This is a genomic window from Aureibaculum luteum (assembly GCF_003449015.1).
GTDB lineage: Bacteria > Bacteroidota > Bacteroidia > Flavobacteriales > Flavobacteriaceae > Aureibaculum > Aureibaculum luteum.
The window spans coordinates 706987-724354 of sequence record NZ_QRGD01000002.1 but is presented as its reverse complement, the minus strand read 5'-3'; the positions used below and the strand labels follow the sequence as shown (position 1 = coordinate 724354).

At 32.2% G+C, this 17368-nt stretch carries 16 protein-coding genes and 2 tRNA genes; 11 read left to right on the top strand and 7 right to left on the bottom strand.

Annotation, left to right across the window (positions count from 1 at the left end; genetic code table 11):
• The 4 genes from D3P13_RS08365 to D3P13_RS08350 all read right to left on the bottom strand — a co-directional run bounded on the left by D3P13_RS08365 (position 1) and on the right by D3P13_RS08350 (position 2488).
• Positions 1 to 74, bottom strand: a tRNA-Pro gene (locus tag D3P13_RS08365).
• A 217-nt stretch (positions 75 to 291) separates the two neighbouring features.
• Positions 292 to 378: transfer RNA gene (locus tag D3P13_RS08360), tRNA-Ser, on the bottom strand.
• A 190-nt stretch (positions 379 to 568) separates the two neighbouring features.
• On the bottom strand, positions 569 to 937 hold the full coding sequence (locus tag D3P13_RS08355) for an RNA-binding S4 domain-containing protein (RefSeq protein ID WP_117881160.1): 369 nt from the start codon (positions 935 to 937) through the stop codon (positions 569 to 571).
• A gap of 63 nt (positions 938 to 1000) precedes the next feature.
• Complete coding sequence (locus D3P13_RS08350) at positions 1001 to 2488, bottom strand: S41 family peptidase (RefSeq protein ID WP_117881157.1); 1488 nt, start codon at positions 2486 to 2488, stop codon at positions 1001 to 1003.
• Positions 2489 to 2772: 284 nt separating this feature from the next.
• Between D3P13_RS08350 and D3P13_RS08345 the strand changes: the two genes are divergently transcribed.
• From D3P13_RS08345 to D3P13_RS08325, 5 genes are all read left to right on the top strand, one after another.
• Complete coding sequence (locus D3P13_RS08345; protein ID WP_117881154.1) at positions 2773 to 3282, top strand: RNA polymerase sigma factor; 510 nt, start codon at positions 2773 to 2775, stop codon at positions 3280 to 3282.
• Entirely contained in the window at positions 3269 to 3706 is a 438-nt protein-coding gene (locus tag D3P13_RS08340) for a hypothetical protein (protein WP_117881151.1), read from the top strand. Before D3P13_RS08345 ends, D3P13_RS08340 begins: the two co-directional genes overlap by 14 nt.
• Positions 3707 to 3718: 12 nt before the next feature.
• Positions 3719 to 4348 (top strand): DUF4252 domain-containing protein, encoded by a 630-nt coding sequence (locus D3P13_RS08335; RefSeq protein WP_232829157.1) that lies wholly within the window; start codon positions 3719 to 3721, stop codon positions 4346 to 4348.
• A gap of 71 nt (positions 4349 to 4419) precedes the next feature.
• Positions 4420 to 4965 carry a DUF4252 domain-containing protein gene (locus D3P13_RS08330; protein WP_117881148.1) on the top strand — a complete coding sequence of 182 codons (546 nt, stop codon included), beginning with the start codon at positions 4420 to 4422 and terminating at the stop codon, positions 4963 to 4965.
• A 272-nt stretch (positions 4966 to 5237) separates the two neighbouring features.
• Entirely contained in the window at positions 5238 to 7697 is a 2460-nt protein-coding gene (locus tag D3P13_RS08325) for a M1 family aminopeptidase (protein ID WP_117881145.1), read from the top strand.
• Positions 7698 to 7820: 123 nt separating this feature from the next.
• Here D3P13_RS08325 and D3P13_RS08320 read toward each other — a convergent pair whose 3' ends face one another.
• Entirely contained in the window at positions 7821 to 8195 is a 375-nt protein-coding gene (locus D3P13_RS08320; protein ID WP_117881142.1) for a helix-turn-helix domain-containing protein, read from the bottom strand.
• A gap of 241 nt (positions 8196 to 8436) precedes the next feature.
• Here D3P13_RS08320 and D3P13_RS08315 point away from each other — a divergent pair, with 241 nt between their 5' ends.
• From D3P13_RS08315 to D3P13_RS08305, 3 genes are all read left to right on the top strand, one after another.
• Entirely contained in the window at positions 8437 to 9540 is a 1104-nt protein-coding gene (locus tag D3P13_RS08315; protein WP_117881138.1) for a M14 family zinc carboxypeptidase, read from the top strand.
• Positions 9541 to 9607: 67 nt separating this feature from the next.
• A complete protein-coding gene (locus D3P13_RS08310; protein WP_117881135.1) occupies positions 9608 to 10093 on the top strand; it encodes an Lrp/AsnC family transcriptional regulator in 486 nt (161 codons plus the stop codon).
• A gap of 88 nt (positions 10094 to 10181) precedes the next feature.
• Positions 10182 to 12152 carry an alpha-ketoacid dehydrogenase subunit alpha/beta gene (locus tag D3P13_RS08305; RefSeq protein ID WP_117881132.1) on the top strand — a complete coding sequence of 657 codons (1971 nt, stop codon included), beginning with the start codon at positions 10182 to 10184 and terminating at the stop codon, positions 12150 to 12152.
• Between the two features lie 7 nt (positions 12153 to 12159).
• Here the strand turns inward: D3P13_RS08305 and D3P13_RS08300 are convergent, their stop codons facing one another.
• Positions 12160 to 12891, bottom strand: a complete 732-nt coding sequence (locus D3P13_RS08300; protein ID WP_117881258.1) for a ThuA domain-containing protein — start codon at positions 12889 to 12891, stop codon at positions 12160 to 12162.
• 82 nt (positions 12892 to 12973) lie between these two features.
• Between D3P13_RS08300 and D3P13_RS08295 the strand changes: the two genes are divergently transcribed.
• From D3P13_RS08295 to D3P13_RS08285, 3 genes are all read left to right on the top strand, one after another.
• Positions 12974 to 13297, top strand: coding sequence for a Dabb family protein (locus D3P13_RS08295; protein ID WP_117881129.1), 324 nt, complete (start codon positions 12974 to 12976; stop codon positions 13295 to 13297).
• 221 nt (positions 13298 to 13518) lie between these two features.
• A complete protein-coding gene (locus D3P13_RS08290; RefSeq protein ID WP_117881126.1) occupies positions 13519 to 15621 on the top strand; it encodes an elongation factor G in 2103 nt (700 codons plus the stop codon).
• 24 nt (positions 15622 to 15645) lie between these two features.
• Entirely contained in the window at positions 15646 to 16026 is a 381-nt protein-coding gene (locus D3P13_RS08285) for a hypothetical protein (RefSeq protein ID WP_117881123.1), read from the top strand.
• A gap of 93 nt (positions 16027 to 16119) precedes the next feature.
• Here D3P13_RS08285 and D3P13_RS08280 read toward each other — a convergent pair whose 3' ends face one another.
• Positions 16120 to 17340: a multidrug effflux MFS transporter gene (locus tag D3P13_RS08280; RefSeq protein ID WP_117881121.1), complete on the bottom strand. Its 1221-nt coding sequence runs from the start codon at positions 17338 to 17340 to the stop codon at positions 16120 to 16122.
• Between the last annotated feature and the right edge of the window lie 28 nt (positions 17341 to 17368).

Below are 17368 nucleotides of genomic sequence, written 5' to 3'. Positions count from 1 at the left end.
CGGGGTGGCAGGATTCGAACCTGCGACCTCCGCGTCCCAAACGCGGCGCGATAACCGGGCTACGCTACACCCCGAAAAAAACAGTTATCACTGTAAAACAATATTTCAAACATCAATTGATGCTTTGTTGGTTGTGGTTGGGATTAACAATGTTGTTCCCTTTTATCACATACTGCAAATAAATCTGCAAAAGTGCCATGGCACTTTTTAAAATTTTATCCTCTCAAAGTTTTACAAGCGAGCTTGACAACTTTGTTCTGCTAAAATTTTACACGCAGCTTTATTTGATTGCGGAGAGGAAGGGATTCGAACCCCCGGTACCCTTACGAGTACAACTCCTTAGCAGGGAGCCCCGATCGACCACTCCGGCACCTCTCCAAAATTTTAATGAACAGCATTAATTTTTTAATGCGAGTGCAAATGTAATAAAATTTGATAATTTAAAACTAAAAATAAGGAGAGAAATTATAAAAAAAAAGAGAAATACGGTGTTTTTTCTTTTTAAAACAATTCAATGCTTTGTCTATCATTATTTTATGTTAGAAATTTAGAATAAAAAACATTTCAATTATTCTTCTTCTGTGTAATCGTTAATATCTCTTCTGTCTTTTTTAGTAGGTCTACCAGTTCCTTTTTTTCTATAATAATCTTTGGAATACTTTAATACTTCTGAATTTTCAAAAGCTTCTTTAGGTGTCGTGTCTTTACGATAAAGATCTACAAGTTTGGCACCAACGCGGTTAGGAGGTAAGTCTAACACCTCTAATTCATAATTGATTTGATTCTTGCGGACTAAAATTTTCTCGCCTATATAAACCTCTTTTGAAGGTTTGCAGTTAGATGCGTTTATTTTTATATGCCCTTTTTTACAAGCATCTGTAGCTTTACTACGGGTCTTATAATACCGGGTTGTCCATAAATATTTATCTATTCGCATAGTCTAAAACTTAAAAAGCTCATTTTACAATTTGTAAAATGAGCTTTTTATAATTGTAATTTATTATTTTAATTCTTGGGGTAAGATATACATTTCCTTAGAAAATTGTCTTTTGTCAGCAGAATTAAATACTTTTTTACTTTTTAATTCAAATCCCTTTGTATTCTGATTTCTACTTACTGTGCCAGATATATCATCTAAAGCTAATTTTAATAAAGGTTCATCAACATCACCAAATGGTTTCATGTCAGAAATGTATTCAACTTGCGGAATGTCAGGTTCAAATCCTGCTGTGTAATCACTTTGGTCTAATTTATTAAATATTTTAAATGTTATAGGTTGCATTGCGTTTGTATGAGCTAAGTTAATTCCAGAAGTGCCAAAATCAAATGAATCATAAATTGTAAATGACCCTACATTCTTTCCATAGGTGGTTGTGCCTATTAAAACAACATTAGCATCTCCCATATAGGCTCTCAACCCATTAATTACCATTTCGCTTGCTGAGGCGGTATCATCTGATACGATTACATATAGTTTATTAATTGTTGACAAACGGTTTATAGCTACATCTCCAGTACTATTACCTTCTATATCATAAATTCTAGCGGTATTAAAAAATGGATAATAAGAGTCATCTTCAGAATTTTTACTATTATTAATTAACTTGGCAAAAATATCACTAGTCGAAGCATCTCCATAAATCATACTTGATAAATAAGCACATGTTAATACAGAACCACCTCCATTATATCTTAAGTCTAAAACTAATTCTTGAATGTTTTGTGATTTAAATTCTCCAAAAACATCATTCATCTCGCCATGGAACGTGTATTTAAAGCCATTATAAACTAAATACCCCACTTTTTTTCCATCAATATCAAAAGTACTTGAGTAATGAATAGGGTTTTCTACAACCTCTCGCAATGTTAAACTAGCTTCTTTTCCATTCGAAACAACAGAAGCCTCTGAGTTGTTAATCTCTAATGTGGCAAACTTCATCGAAATATTATTATCGCTATAATATTTATTGACAACTGAATAATTATTTATATTTAATGTAATATCATTAAAAACATTAAAAACGTCACCTCTTTTTAATCCCGCTTCAGATGCAGGGGTATTGGGAACAATATAGGTTATGTAACCTATAACATCATCACTATCATCATTCAATCTAGCTAAAGAAAATTCAAATCCAAAAGCATCGTTAACCCCTCTACGAGCATCATCTGAAGCTCTATAATCATCAATAAACCATGAAAATCTGTCAGATACACCTTTTTGAAACAGTAAGGATTCAAATAATTCTTCAGGATCACTATAGCTATTTAAATAGGTGTTGTAATCGCTCAATTCATCATTTTTTGTATCTGCTAAATTAGGTACATCTTCTTGCCAATAATAATATGTATTTAACCCTTGCCAAACAAAGTCGTTAATTTCATTGTTTAATTCAACTATTGGTTCTTGAGGTTCATCTTTGTTTTTATCGCAACTGATAAATAATAAGGTAAGGAGAGTAACGGTGGTTAATACCAATTTCTTCATATATTTTTTTTAAAATTTGTCGCAAATTAAGGAAAATAATTACAATAGTTTAATGCTATGTAACAAAAAGATCACTTGTTCGTCTTAAATTATAGACAACAGATTTGAAACATTAGATTTTAGATTTAAACAATTTCTAATCATTGAATTTAAGTCTAACAATAATCAAACCAAAAAAAACATTAGTAACAAAATGAGCACTTAATCGTCTTTAAAATAGAGATGGGACGATGAAACAGAAAAATTCGTGTTAATTTGTGTAATTAGTGCCAAACCAAACCAAAATGCAACAAACTGAATTTTTAAATACAGTTTTACCGTTAAAAGACAAAGTTTTTAGATTAGCTAAAAGGTTGTTAGTCTCTATTGATGAGGCTGAGGATGCAACGCAAGAGTTATTCTTAAAATTATGGAAGAATAAAAGTAAGCTGAAAAATTATAGTAGTGTTGAAGCTTTTGCAATGACCATGACAAAAAATTATTGTTTAGATCAATTAAAAGCAAAACGCTCAAATAATTTAAAATTAGTACATAGTAATTATAAGGATAATAATATCTCATTGGAAAGAGATATTGAGGTAAAAGATAGTGTAAGTAAAGTACATGAATTGATTGAGAAATTACCAGAAAAACAGAAATTAATAATACAATTAAGAGATATTGAGAATTTTGAATTTGAAGAAATCGGCAAGATTCTTGACTTACAGCCAACAGCGGTGCGTGTAGCATTGTCGAGAGCAAGAAAAACAATAAGACAACAATTGATAAAACAACATAACTATGGAATTAGCTAACATAGAACAACTAATTGAAAAATATGAAAATGCTGAAACTTCTTTGCAAGAAGAGCAGGTATTGGCAGCCTATTTTCAACAAGATAATACACCGGTACATTTACTAGAATATAAAGCAATGTTCGGTTATTTTAATGAGAGTAAAGCAGAACGTTTTACGAAGACCATTCCTTTAAAAACTAAAAAGCCGTATTGGAAATGGGCCTCAGTAGCCGCTGCAGCAATCTTATTAGTTAGTATTTATACGATTAATAAACCTGGTAGTTTATCAGATCAAGAGCGTATAGAAGCCCAACTGGCTTATCAAGAAACTCAGAAAGCATTCCAATTGATTTCTCAAAATCTAAATAAAGGAGAAAGTGTTGCTATTGCTGGATTACAAGAGTTTCAAAAAACACAGAATAAAGTATTTAAAAACAACTAAAAAATAGAAATTATGAACATACTATATAATAATAAAGAAATGAACTTTTCAATGAAAAATAACGATCTCAAAAACAATAATAGAAATATAATGAGTAAAACAAAAAATTTAATAATTGCCCTGGCTTTAGTAATAGCACCTTTAGCAACTTTTGCTCAATCAACATTTGATAATTTTGCTGATATGGATGATGTATCTGTAGTAACGGTAAATAAAAAAATGTTTGAGCTAATGGGTAAAGTAGCTGGAGAAACAGATGATGCAAAAGAGTATATTAGCCTTGTAAGTGGTCTTAATAGTTTAAGAGTGTTGGCTACCGAAAATGTTTCAATTGCCGCAGAAATGAAAGCTAAAGTAGCTAGTTACTTAAAGTCTTCTAAGTTATCTGAACTAATGAGTGTTAAGGATAAAGAGGGAAATGTTAAAATTTATATAAGAGAGGGTAAAGATGCAGATCATGTAAAAGAACTTTTTATGTTTATTGATGGTATAAGTACTAACATGGGTGGTGCAGACCGTGATGCAAAAGCCGTAATTGTTTCTATAACTGGTGATATTGATTTGAATAAAATCTCTAAGCTTACAGAGCAAATGAATATTCAAGGAGGTGAGCATTTAAAAGATGTAAAAAAGAAAAACTAAGCCTCTTTTAGGTCTTCGTAAAAGGGGACTCCTTTTTAAAAGTAATTTGATAATCACAAACATAAACACCAATGAAAACTATAACCAAAATACTATCTATTTCAATTGTAATGCTATTATTTACTTCATGTGGAAGTAGCCCGTCTTTGCAAAAGTATTATATAGACAATCAAGATGATGATAACTTTATTTCTTTAGATTTACCCGCAAGCTTGGTAAGTTTAAAAGATGATGCATCGGCAGATGCACAGAGCACATTAGCGTCTATAAAAAAATTAAATGTGCTTGCTTTTGTGAAAAACAAGGCGAATGAGGCTCAGTATGCGTTAGAAAAAGCAAAAGTAAAAGCCATTATTAAAGATGATAAATATGTTGAACTGATCCGTTTTAAGGATAAAGGTAGAGATGTTGTCATTAAATATGAAGGAAGTGAAGAAGATAATACTATCGATGAATTAATTGTTTATGGAAACGACAAAACCCAAGGTTTTGCTTTAGTTAGAGTATTGGGTGATAAAATGGAACCTGGTAAAATTCTTAAGATGATGAATGAAATAGGTAATATTGATGGAGATAGCTTTAAAGGCTTAAAAGATTTAGCAAAGAACATAAAATAATTCTAATTTGAATTACGATAAATAACACAAGTACTTATGCTTGTTGTTCTAAAAAAGTAAAAACCTGAACGCAAATTGCGTTCAGGTTTTTTTTATGTTTTATTTTTTGTTTTGTAAAAATACATCAGCCAATTCAAATAAATGAACAAAAACCAAGTCGTTACTTTTGTTGTCTATTTCCAAACCTCAAGTGTATTCGCCTTGTCACCAAAAAAAACGATTGAATAATTTCTATAAAAGTTTATCTTTGTGGCCTAAATATACTATAAACAATGAAAAAAATAATTCTAAGTTTTCTAATTACAATTACAATCTTTAATTTTTCTTTTGCTCAAAAAGTAGATTCTATCTCGGTAAAACCGGTCTATCAATCTGAAAGAGAGAAAATTAATGATTTAGTGCACACCAAGTTAAAAGTTTCATTTGATTTTGCTAAAAGTCAAATGGCTGGTGAAGCGTGGGTTACATTAAAACCTCATTTTTATCCTGTTCAAAGCGTAACCTTAGATGCAAAGGGGATGTTGATTCACAAAGTATCTAGAGATGGTAAGTCTTTAAAATATGACTATGATGGAAATAAGTTGGTTATAAAGTTAGAAAACATCTATGTAAAAGATGAAGAATATACTTTACATATAACTTATACAGCAAGACCAGAAGAAGTAACGCAAGAAGGGAGTGCAGCTATTACAAGTGCTAAAGGATTGTATTTTATTGACCCTTTAGAAACTGACCCTGACAAGCCAACTCAGATATGGACACAAGGAGAAACAGAATCTAGTAGTTGTTGGTTTCCTACCATTGATAGTCCTAATCAAAAGACTTCAGAAGAAATCTATATGACTGTGCCTAAAAAATATGTTACATTGTCTAACGGATTATTAGAGAGTCAAACTGATAATGGAGACGGAACAAGAACTGATTATTGGAATTTTGATAAAAAGCATGCTCCTTACTTGTTTTTTATGGGCGTAGGAGAATTTAGTATTGTAAAAGATACTTGGAATGATATTGCTGTAGATTATTATGTAGAAAAAGAATATGAGCCCTATGCGAAAGAGATTTTTGGTAATACTCCAGAAATGATCACTTTCTTTTCTGAATTGACTGGTGTAAAATATCCTTGGCAAAAATATGCTCAAATAGTTTGTAGAGATTACGTGAGTGGAGCTATGGAAAACACAACAGCAGTAATTCATGCTGAAAATGCCAATCAAACTTCGGGTCAACTTATTGATGAGAATACTTGGGAAAATACAATAGCTCATGAGTTGTTTCACCATTGGTTTGGCGATTTAGTTACAGCAGAGAGTTGGAGTAATTTATCTGTTAACGAATCATTTGCTAATTATAGCGAGTACTTATGGCAAGAACATAAATATGGAAAAGACTATGCAGATGCTCATCGTTACGATGATTTGCAAGGATATTATATGGGCGGTAACGAATCTAAAAATTTAGTCCGTTTTCATTATAGTAGTAGAGAAGATATGTTTGATGCAGTATCATATAATAAAGGTGGTGGTATTTTACATATGTTAAGGAATTACTTAGGTAATAGAGCTTTCTTTGCAGGGTTAAAAGAGTATTTAACAACGAATAAATATAAAACGGGTGAAGCTCATCAGTTGCGTTTAGCGTTGGAAGAAGTTAGTGGAAAAGATTTGAATCCGTTTTTTAACCAATGGTATTTCAATTCTGGACATCCTAAATTAAATGTGAGTTATATTTATAATGATGAAGGTAACTCAGTAACTGTATTGATAAAACAAACTACTGATAAGCTTTTTGACTTTCCTTTAGCTATTGATGTTTATGAGAATGATGTCGTAGAGCGTTATAATGTTACGATTAAAAATAAAGAAGAGAAATTTACCTTTAAGTATAAAACAAAACCACAATTGGTAAATGTTGATGCGGATAAAATTTTATTGGCTCAAATAAAAGATGAAAAATCTATTGACTATTATATTTATCAATACACTATGAAAAATGCTAATTATTTGGATAGAAGAAAAGCTATTGAAATATTAGCGGCAGATCAGGATAATAAAGAGTCCTATAAAACATTGACAAAAGCGTTAAATGATAAGTATTACGGATTAAGAATTTTAGCTCTTGATAAAATAGATGTTAGTAAAGATAAAGGTGTTTTAAAGATGGTTGAGAAATTAGCAACGTCTGATGATAAAACATTAGTAAGATCAAAAGCTATTAATATACTTGGTGGTTTAAGCGATACTAAATATGCTGATGTTTTTAAAGATGCAATGGAAAGTAAGTCATACTCTGTGAAATCAAATGCTATTGGTGCACTTTATAAGATAGATAAAAGAACAGCTATTGACAAGGCGATTAGTATTACCAATCCCATAGATAAAAAAGGGATGGTAAATGGTTTGTTAGAAGTTTATGTAAGCGAACGCTTAACTCAAGAAATGCCATTTATTGCTGATAAAATTATTGCAGGATTGTTTTTTAATCCAGATCCTAAAGTACAAGCGTTGTATGGTCAAGCATTTCAATGGATTGCTACGAGTGACAATGTAAAAGCTACGCAAATTATGGTTGATGATTTTGTGTCAAAAGCAGAACAATTTAAAAAATATGGTGCAGATGCTATTATAAAACAAATGTTACAACAAGTACAGGTTGGTAAAGAGCAGTTAAATTCTTCTAATAAAGAGGAGCTTATCGCAATTGTTAAAAAGGGGATTGCAGCTATTAAGTAAATTCTTATTTAGCAGATTGTAGCCGTTAAAAAAGCCTTACATTAAAAAATGTGAGGCTTTTTTTATGCGTTGCATTTTTTGATATTTAAAAGTGAAATCAAAATTGAAATTACGCAATTGCTATTAGTTGCTTTTTTCAGTATAATTTTCAAATGTTCCGTCTTTGTAAAAAATGATAATTCGGTCAATATTATTTTGAAGGCTCTTTTCCTTTAATTTAATAATGGGGGCATCGTTATTGGAAATAGTGGTGGAGGAGGACGCCTCTTTTTTAGATGGGAATGTTCCCTTGCCTTTTAACAACCAATACAATTCAACTTCTTTAAAGTGCTCCAAAACCTTCAAAACAAAATCTAAACTGGGTTTGTTTCTACCTGATAATAAATGTGAAATACTAGAGCGTTGCACCCCAATTTTCTCGGCAAAAACAGTAGCAGAGAGTTGGTAATATTCCATCACCATATTTAGTCGTTTCGAAAAGTCTATGTTGTTAATCACATTATTATATTAAGTTACAAATGTAAATAAATAGATTTTGATTACACGTTAAATAATTAAAATATTAATTATATTATTGAATTAAAACTTCACTTAATGTTATTTTAAATGTTGATATATAGCACTTTAAATGTTATATTTATTATATATTTACATTTGTAATTATCTGATAGGAATTAGGGAGGAGAAAATGAATTATATATTTTACAATTGTAAACATTACTTTATTTACATTTGTAAAATGAATATAACAGATTTAAACACATTAGTTTCTTGGAGTAAAAACCATAAAGAAAATAATCTATTTGGAAGGTATCTTACCTATGCTGATATTGAACCTTTATTGAAGAATTTATCAAAGAAATTTTCTAAAAAAATTATTGGACATTCTTATAAAGGAATACCAATTCATAAAATTACCATTGGTAGTGGTAAGATAAAAATATTGCTCTGGTCACAAATGCATGGAAATGAAAGTACAGGGACAAAAGCCTTATTTGATTTGTTAAAATGGTTAGATGATGATGGTAATTTAATGGTGAATGAGATTTTGAAAACGTGTACTTTGGTGTTTGTACCAATGTTGAATCCAGACGGTGCTGCTGTATATACGCGAGTAAATGCTCAAAATATTGATTTAAACCGTGATGCTGTTACTGTAAAAGCACCTGAAAGTAAAATATTACAAGCTGTTTTAAAAGATGTTAATCCTAAATATTGTTTTAATTTACATGATCAGCGTACTATATTTAATGTAGGAGACTATCCGGCAACCATTTCTTTTTTAGCACCGTCAGAAGAAGAATCGCGTGAGGTAACTGAAGGTAGAAAAATAACAATGTCAGTTATTAATGCGATTTTTAGTTCGTTAGCACAGGTAATTCCTGGGCAAATTGGCAGGTATACAGATGAGTTTTACCCTACTGCTACAGGTGATAATTTTCAGAAAGCAGGATACTATACCATATTAATAGAGGCGGGGCATTATCAAGATGATTATAATAGGGAAGAGGTTAGGCGATTTAATTTTATAAGCTTAGTAGCTGGAATTTCCTTTATAGCGTCAGAGAAAGATAATTCAAATTATGAAGCTTATTTTGAAATTCCGAATAATGAAAAGTCATTTTTAGATATTATTTACAAAAACATTGAGTTGGTAGAAGAAAATAGGTTGGTAGATGTTGGTGTATTATTTAAAGAAACGCTTGAAGATAAAAAAATAATTTTTAGACCCACTATTGAGATTGTTGGCGATTTATCTGATTATAGTGCCAATACGATTATCAATAAAAAAGGTGAAAAATATAAGACCAAATTGTCACTTAGTAAACTTTTTGACAATTAAATCACATTTTATTAGTTTTTTAAGGGAAAAAGTAAGAATTTAGTATTTTTAATGAAAATAACATAATATGTCAAAATTCAAACTAGACGAAATAGATCATCAGATAATTGATGTTCTTATCGAAAATGCTAGAACCCCATTTACAGATATTGCAAAAAAATTGCTGGTTTCTGCAGGAACAATTCATGTTCGCGTAAAAAAAATGGAAGAGGAGGGTGTAATAAAAGGTTCAACCTTAACGGTTGACTATGATAAAATGAATTATTCCTTTATAGCCTATATAGGTGTGTTTATTGAGAATTCATCATTCACTCAACAAGTTGTTGATGAGCTGCTTAAGATACCAGAAGTAACGGTTGCACACTTGACAACTGGTAAATTCGCTGTTTTTTGTAAAATAAGAGCAATTGATACGAAACATGCTAAGAATGTTATTTTTAGAATTGACGAAATCAAAGGTGTTTTAAGAACGGAAACTTCAATTTCTCTAGAGGAGGTTATCAATGATAAAAAGAGGTTGATGCATGCTATTTTTGATGCTTATAAAATATAATTAATTATAAATTTTAATTTATTAAACGCTTTCAATACATTTGAGAGCGTTTTTTTTTATTTATTAAAGTCAATCATCAACTCTACCTATGTATTTTAAAAAAAATCTTTCCAATAAAAAGCTGTTAGAATTATATAAAGGATTGCTTTTACCGCGATTAATAGAAGAGAAGATGTTAATTTTATTACGTCAAGGTAAAATCTCTAAATGGTTTAGTGGTATTGGCCAAGAAGCTATATCAATAGGTGTTTCATCCGCTTTAGAAAGTGATGAATATATTTTGCCAATGCATAGAAATTTAGGTGTTTTCACTTCGAGAGGTGTTCCGTTGTATCGTTTGTTTTCGCAATGGCAAGGTAAAATTAATGGTTTTACTAATGGAAGAGACCGGAGTTTTCATTTCGGTACACAAGAGTTTCATATTATTGGAATGATATCACATTTAGGTCCTCAGTTTGGAGTGGCTGACGGAATTGCTTTAGGTAATTTACTTAAAAAAAACAATCAAGTTTGTGCGGTGTTTACTGGTGAAGGTGGAACGAGTGAAGGGGATATACATGAGGCGTTAAATGTGGCTTCTGTTTGGAGTTTACCCGTGCTTTTTTGTGTTGAAAATAATGGGTATGGATTATCAACACCTTCAAAAGAGCAATTTAATTGTGAGCAATTGGCTGATCGTGCAAAAGGATATGGTATGGAAAGTCATGTTGTTGACGGAAATAATGTACTCGATGTTTATCAAAAAGTAGCAGACATTGCTAAAAGTGTACGTAAAAATCCGCGACCAGTATTTATTGAATTTATGACTTTTAGAATGCGTGGGCATGAAGAAGCTAGTGGAACGAAATATGTACCGCAAGAATTATTGGATACATGGGGTGCTAAAGATCCGTTAGAAAATTATCAAGAGTTTCTAAAGAATAAAGAAATTTTAACTGAAGAAATGGAGGTTTCGTTTAAAGTTGAAATGGTGCATCAAATTAATGAAAATTTAGAGCTCGCATTTAATGAAGAACGATTAATCCCTAATTTAGAAAAAGAATTAAGTGATGTTTTTAAATCATTTAATTATCAAGAGGTTAAACCCGTAGGTAATAATGAGACTATTCGTTTTATAGATGCTATTTCTCAGGGTTTAAAACAGTGCATGGAGCGTCATGATGACTTGGTGGTTATGGGGCAAGATATTGCTGAATATGGTGGTGTTTTCAAGATCACAGAAGGTTTTGTAGAGGCTTTTGGCAAAGGGAGAGTAAGGAATACTCCAATATGTGAATCAGCCATTGTTTCTGCTGCTTATGGATTATCTATTAGTGGTATTAAGTCCGTCGTTGAAATGCAATTTGCAGATTTTGTAAGTTCGGGCTTTAACCCGATTGTAAATTTACTGGCAAAATCGAATTACAGATGGGGGCAACATGCAGATGTTGTTATACGAATGCCTTGTGGAGCGGGTGTAGGAGCTGGTCCTTTTCATAGTCAAACGAATGAGGCTTGGTTTACTAAAACACCGGGTTTAAAAGTAGTTTACCCTGCATTTCCGTATGATGCAAAAGGCTTATTGGCCACGGCGATTGAAGATCCTAATCCTGTGTTGTTTTTTGAACATAAAGCCTTGTACAGAAGCATCCGTCAAGAAGTGCCCGAAGATTACTATACATTACCTTTAGGAAAAGCGGCATTACTTAAGGAGGGGACTGCTATTACTATTATCTCTTTTGGATATGCCTTACATTGGGTTTTAGATTATCTCAAAGAAACTTCTATTTCTGCAGATGTCATTGATTTACGAACTTTAAAGCCGTTAGATACAGAAACCATTTATGCTTCTGTTAAAAAGACGGGTAAGGCACTTGTTGTTCAGGAAGATTCTTTATTTGGTGGTGTGGCAAGTGATATTTCAGCATTAATCCATGAAAATTGTTTTGAATATTTAGACGCTGCAGTGAAGCGTGTGGCTAGTATTGAAACACCTATTCCTTTTGAACCTCAATTGGAGTCTCAATATTTAGGTAAAGACAAACTAGGGGCGGCAATAAATGAGCTTCTAAATTATTAAAAAGTTCTTATTCTTTAGATCTGTCAAATACATATTGGATTCCGCCTAAAACATGAGCTAAAAAGTCGGTATCAGCAAAAGCTTCGTTAGTGTGACCCATGCCTGTATAGAACATTTTACCTCCGTCATATTCTTGAACCCAAGAAATAGGGTGGTGGCTACCGTTTTCACCACCCGTATAACTTGTTTCATCTAAATTTGCAAGTACATCTATGTCTTCACTAATATCTTTAAAATTGTACCATTCGTCAAAAAGTGACCATTTTTTTGGTAGCATTTTGGTTGCCATATGTTTGTAATCAATAATAGTAACAGTGGCTTGTTGTTGTTTAGGATGTGAAGCGAAATAAGCACCAACTAATTTTCCATACCATGGCCAATCAAACTCTGTATCTGTTGCTGCATGAATACCTACAAATCCACCACCAGATTGTATAAACTTTTTAAAGCTGTCTTGTTGTTCTTCGTTTAAAATATTACCAGTGGTGCTTAAAAATAAAACGGCCTTATAGTTTTTTAAAGTGTCAGCATTAAAATAGGTAGCATCTTCAGTAGCAGTTACATTAAAGTCATTTTCCTTTGCTAATTTTTTTATGGCTACAATTCCTGTTTCAATCGATTTATGACGATAGCCTTCCGTTTTAGAGAAAATCAATAAATTTTCTGATTGTGCTTGTAAACATGGAGTAATTAGCATTAAAACGCAAACAACTGAAAGACTGATTAATTTACTTTTCATATTCATAAATATTCGATTATCAACAAATATAGTAAAATGATTTTCTATATTTGATTTTAAATTAGCATTAAAAATTTATAAAATGACTCAAGGTAATTTTGCTCATAACGTGTTTTTTTGGTTAAAGAATCCGGATAGTGCAGTTGATAGAGCGGCTTTTGAAAAATCATTAATTAACTTTATAAGCCAGTCCGTTTTTATTAAAACCAAACATGTTGGTACTCCCGCTCAAACGGATAGAGAAGTTATTGATAGTACCTATTCCTTCAGCTTACTGCTCACTTTTGCGACCAAAAAGGACCATGATGCCTATCAAATAGAGCCCAACCATAAACGATTTATTGAAGAGTCTTCACCATTGTGGAAAAAAGTAGTTGTTTATGATTCAGTGAATATTTTACCTTAAAATGTGCAGTTTGTTTTTCCAAAATTAATTGCTATTTCAATTGGAATATGAATTCATATTGAAATTGACCCTATGTATAACATCTATTATCGTTTGATAATCAGTTCTTTAAATATATTTTATGTATTTCTTCTTTTTTAGTGAAAGCTAATAAATATCATGTTTTTTCCGATTTTCTCTTCTTAGCTTTAGGGTTCTAATTAATTCCTAAATCTTTTACTATGAAAATATATGACGACAAACACATTAAAAACGTAGTCTTTGTAGGGGCTCATGATAGCGGTAAGACAACACTTTCAGAAACAATGCTCTTTGAGGCTGGTCTTATTAATAGGAGAGGAGCGGTAGAAACAAAAAACACGATATCAGATTTTCATGAGGTGGAACAAGAACGTGGTAATTCGGTGTTTGCTACGCCTTTACATACGGAATGGAGAAACTATAAAATAAATATTATTGACACTCCTGGTTTAGATGATTTTATAGGTGAAATTATTTCTTCCATTAGGGTGGCAGATACTATTGTTACGGTACTAAACGCACAATATGGTGTAGAAATTGGTACAGAAATAATATGGAATTATGTAGATAGATTTAGTAAACCAACACTTTTTGTTATCAATCAAATAGATCATATCAATGCTAATTTTGATGAGAGTTTTAAGAGCATTACCTCTTTGGTAGGGAAAAATGCGGTTAAAATTCAGTATCCCATTAAAATAGATGGAGCTCAATGTATTGTTGATGTTCTTAAAATGAAAGTTTATAAATTTAAACCTACAGGAGGTAAGCCTGAGAAATTACCAATCCCAGATGATCAGATGGAATTGGCTAATAAATTGCATAATGAATTAATTGAAAAAGCAGCGGAGAATGATGACGAATTGTTGGAGTTATTCTTTGAAAAAGGCACTTTAAATGAAGATGAGATGCGTAAAGGCATTAAAGCTGGGATGTTGAATCAAGAATTATTTCCTGTATTTTGTGTTTCTGCTTTAAATGATATGGGTACAGGTCGTTTAATGGGCTTTATAGATAATGTAGCTCCCGCAGCAGCGGATTTAAATATTGAGCAAACTCTAGAGGGCAAAGATATTATCGGTAAGAAAGAAGCACCAACAAGTTTGTTTATATTTAAAACGCTTAATGAGCCTAGTTTAGGTCAAATCACTTATTTTAAAGTAGAGTCAGGAGAGATTAAGGTAAATGATAAAATGGTAAATTCTAGAAATGGAGAAACGGAGGCTATCAATCAATTGTTTATTATGGATGGTAAAAAGCGTGAACCTGTTTCAAAATTGACTGTAGGAGATATTGGAGCTACGTTAAAATTAAAATATACCGAAACAAATGATACGCTTCACGAGGTTGGTAAATCTATTACTATCAGACCTATAAAATACCCAGAGCCTAGAATCCGAAGGTCTATTGTTGCTGAAAATAAAAAGGATGAAGAAAAATTAAATGAGGCCTTAAAGAAAATTCACAATCAAGACCCAACCGTAACCATTCATTATGCGAAAGAATCGAAACAGTTAATATTAGGATGTCAAGGAGAATTGCATTTGGCCATTGTAAATTGGCAATTAGAGAATGAATATGGTATAAAAGTACACTTTGAAAAACCGAAAATTACCTATAGAGAAACGATAAAACGATCGTCAACGTCTAGTTATAAGCATAAAAAACAATCAGGTGGTGCTGGGCAATTTGCTCAAGTACATATGAAAATTGAACCTTGGGAAGAGGGTATGTCGGACCCTGAAGGATTTAATATTAAAGGTAAAGAAGAAGTGGATTTACCTTGGGGTGGAAAGCTTGTTTTTTATAATTGTATTGTAGGAGGGGTTATTGATTTGCGATATCTACCATCTGTAATGAAAGGGGTTTTAGAAGTAATGGAATCGGGTCCACTAACGGATTCGTATATCAGAGATGTACGCGTTATGGTTTATGATGGAAAAATGCATTCTGTAGATTCTAATGATATTTCATTCAAAATAGCGGGAGCACATGCGTTTAAAGAGGCCTTTTTAAATGCGAATCCCAAATTATTAGAACCGGCACAAGAATTAACCGTAAAAGTACCTGAGGAGATGGTTGGGAATGTGATGACTGATTTACAATCGAGACGCTCTATTATTCAAAGTGTTGAAAGTAACGGGCGTTATCAGATATTAAAATGTATCGCACCTGCTGCGGAACTTTTTGGCTATTCCACTAGTTTACGCTCCTTAACGCAAGGTAGAGCTTCTTTTAGTTCTAAATTTTCGGCTTATCAGCCTGTACCAAACAATGTGCAACAACAGTTAGTAAATCATTAATGTATAATTTAAAACAATAGTAATATGGAGACCAAAGTATTGTATTTAAGCGATTTAAAATTTAATTTAGAGATTTGGAGAAGAGAATTGAAGTTTCATGCCAAGGAAATGGGTTTATTTGAAAAAAAACTTGAAGAGATAGCTAGTAGGGAGTTCAGTAAGAGGGCTTTAGTTCCTTTAGAAAGTTTTCAGAATAAGATTATGATAGAGCAAGATGCCATATCTAAATTACAACATCGGTGTAAAGCAAAAATTAAGAGTATTAAAGCTGCGGATTTAAATGAAGAAATTGATGGTAGACTGCAAAATGAACAGCATAATTTACGTAATGATATGCGTACCTACACAAAATTACATCGTCAACTTAAAGAAGAAATGATGGATTATTTTTTGGAATGGTTATAAAAATAGCTATCGTTTTGGGATAATTAAAGCGTAACGGGTTATAACTTGGTGTCTAGTATCGAGGGTTTTTTAATCAGGAAACAAGTTGTGTTATCACTCTTTTATGTGTGGAGCAAGAAGCCTGAGTTTCCCTCTTTTTAAAAGCAATAGTACTATAAAAGCAAGTATACCACAAATAAAGAATCCAATAAATAAGGGAAGGGCAGTGTCGTTTATAAATCTACCAATATAGGTGCTAATAGATACTGCCATTAATGTGGAGATAAAACCAGTAATTGCAGCTCCTATACCCGCTATATGGCCCACGGGCTGCATGGCTAATGCTCTTAAGTTACCAAAAAGAAATCCTATAGATAGGAATTGCAAGGCAAAAAATACGATTAAAATGGCTACGGGTGGATTGCCTGTATTGAAAAAGAATATGCAATACAGAAAGGAAGACGTTATAAAACCTAACAACGCAAAAGTAACCAGTTTCTCCATACCATATCGCAGCACCAAGGTTCCGTTCAAAAAGGTTGCTGTACCTACGGCAATAGCTAATCCTGCAAAAATAAATGGGAATTGATCAACCATTAAATATTGTTTTTCAAATATTTGTTGACTTCCACTTAAATATACGATAAAGGCTCCAGTGATAAATCCTGAAATTACCGTGTAACCTATGGTCGCTTTATGTTTTAGAATTTCTCTTAGGCCATTCATAAAGATGTGCGAAGAAAACGGAACACGATTTTCAACAGCTAAGGTTTCGTCTTGGCGTTTCCAAAACCAAATTGAGATTAACACACTAAAAATCAATTGACTGTAAAAAATAGCTTGCCAGTTATAATGGTCAAGAATAAATTTTCCAGTAGCGGGTGCTACCGTAGGTACCAATAAGAAAACCACGGTAATAAACGACATGATTCTCGCCATATAATCACCACTGTACTTATCTCTTACCATAGCGATAGCAATAGTTCTTGGAGCTGAAAGTCCAATTCCTTGTAAAATTCGCCCTGCAATCATCATGTTTAAACTGGTAGCATAAACGCAAATAAAACTGGCAATAATAAACAAGCCAAAACCCATATAAACCACAGGTTTTCTACCCAAACTATCAGAAATGGGGCCAAATAATAAGGGGCCAATCCCTAAACCCAAGAAAATCATGGTTATGATTAGCTGATTGTCCGTTTCTTCAAGGGTGCCAATACTGATGCCTATATACGATAATGCAGGTAGTAATGCGTCTATAGCTAATGCTACAGCGGACATTAACGATGCCATTAAAGCAATAAATTCAAATTGGCTTGTTTTTTTTATTTGCATCGGGCAAAATTAGAGTAATAAAAAAGAG

Coding starts and splice junctions, on each gene's coding strand:
- D3P13_RS08305 (WP_117881132.1), top strand. CDS start 10,182: ATGTATTTTAAAAAAAATCTTTCCAATAAAAAGCTGTTAGAATTATAT.
- D3P13_RS08345 (WP_117881154.1), top strand. CDS start 2,773: ATGCAACAAACTGAATTTTTAAATACAGTTTTACCGTTAAAAGACAAA.
- D3P13_RS08310 (WP_117881135.1), top strand. CDS start 9,608: ATGTCAAAATTCAAACTAGACGAAATAGATCATCAGATAATTGATGTT.
- D3P13_RS08315 (WP_117881138.1), top strand. CDS start 8,437: ATGAATATAACAGATTTAAACACATTAGTTTCTTGGAGTAAAAACCAT.
- D3P13_RS08340 (WP_117881151.1), top strand. CDS start 3,269: ATGGAATTAGCTAACATAGAACAACTAATTGAAAAATATGAAAATGCT.
- D3P13_RS08295 (WP_117881129.1), top strand. CDS start 12,974: ATGACTCAAGGTAATTTTGCTCATAACGTGTTTTTTTGGTTAAAGAAT.
- D3P13_RS08325 (WP_117881145.1), top strand. CDS start 5,238: ATGAAAAAAATAATTCTAAGTTTTCTAATTACAATTACAATCTTTAAT.
- D3P13_RS08300 (WP_117881258.1), bottom strand. CDS start 12,891: ATGAAAAGTAAATTAATCAGTCTTTCAGTTGTTTGCGTTTTAATGCTA.
- D3P13_RS08355 (WP_117881160.1), bottom strand. CDS start 937: ATGCGAATAGATAAATATTTATGGACAACCCGGTATTATAAGACCCGT.
- D3P13_RS08335 (WP_232829157.1), top strand. CDS start 3,719: ATGAACATACTATATAATAATAAAGAAATGAACTTTTCAATGAAAAAT.
- D3P13_RS08280 (WP_117881121.1), bottom strand. CDS start 17,340: ATGCAAATAAAAAAAACAAGCCAATTTGAATTTATTGCTTTAATGGCA.
- D3P13_RS08330 (WP_117881148.1), top strand. CDS start 4,420: ATGAAAACTATAACCAAAATACTATCTATTTCAATTGTAATGCTATTA.
- D3P13_RS08290 (WP_117881126.1), top strand. CDS start 13,519: ATGAAAATATATGACGACAAACACATTAAAAACGTAGTCTTTGTAGGG.
- D3P13_RS08350 (WP_117881157.1), bottom strand. CDS start 2,488: ATGAAGAAATTGGTATTAACCACCGTTACTCTCCTTACCTTATTATTT.
- D3P13_RS08285 (WP_117881123.1), top strand. CDS start 15,646: ATGGAGACCAAAGTATTGTATTTAAGCGATTTAAAATTTAATTTAGAG.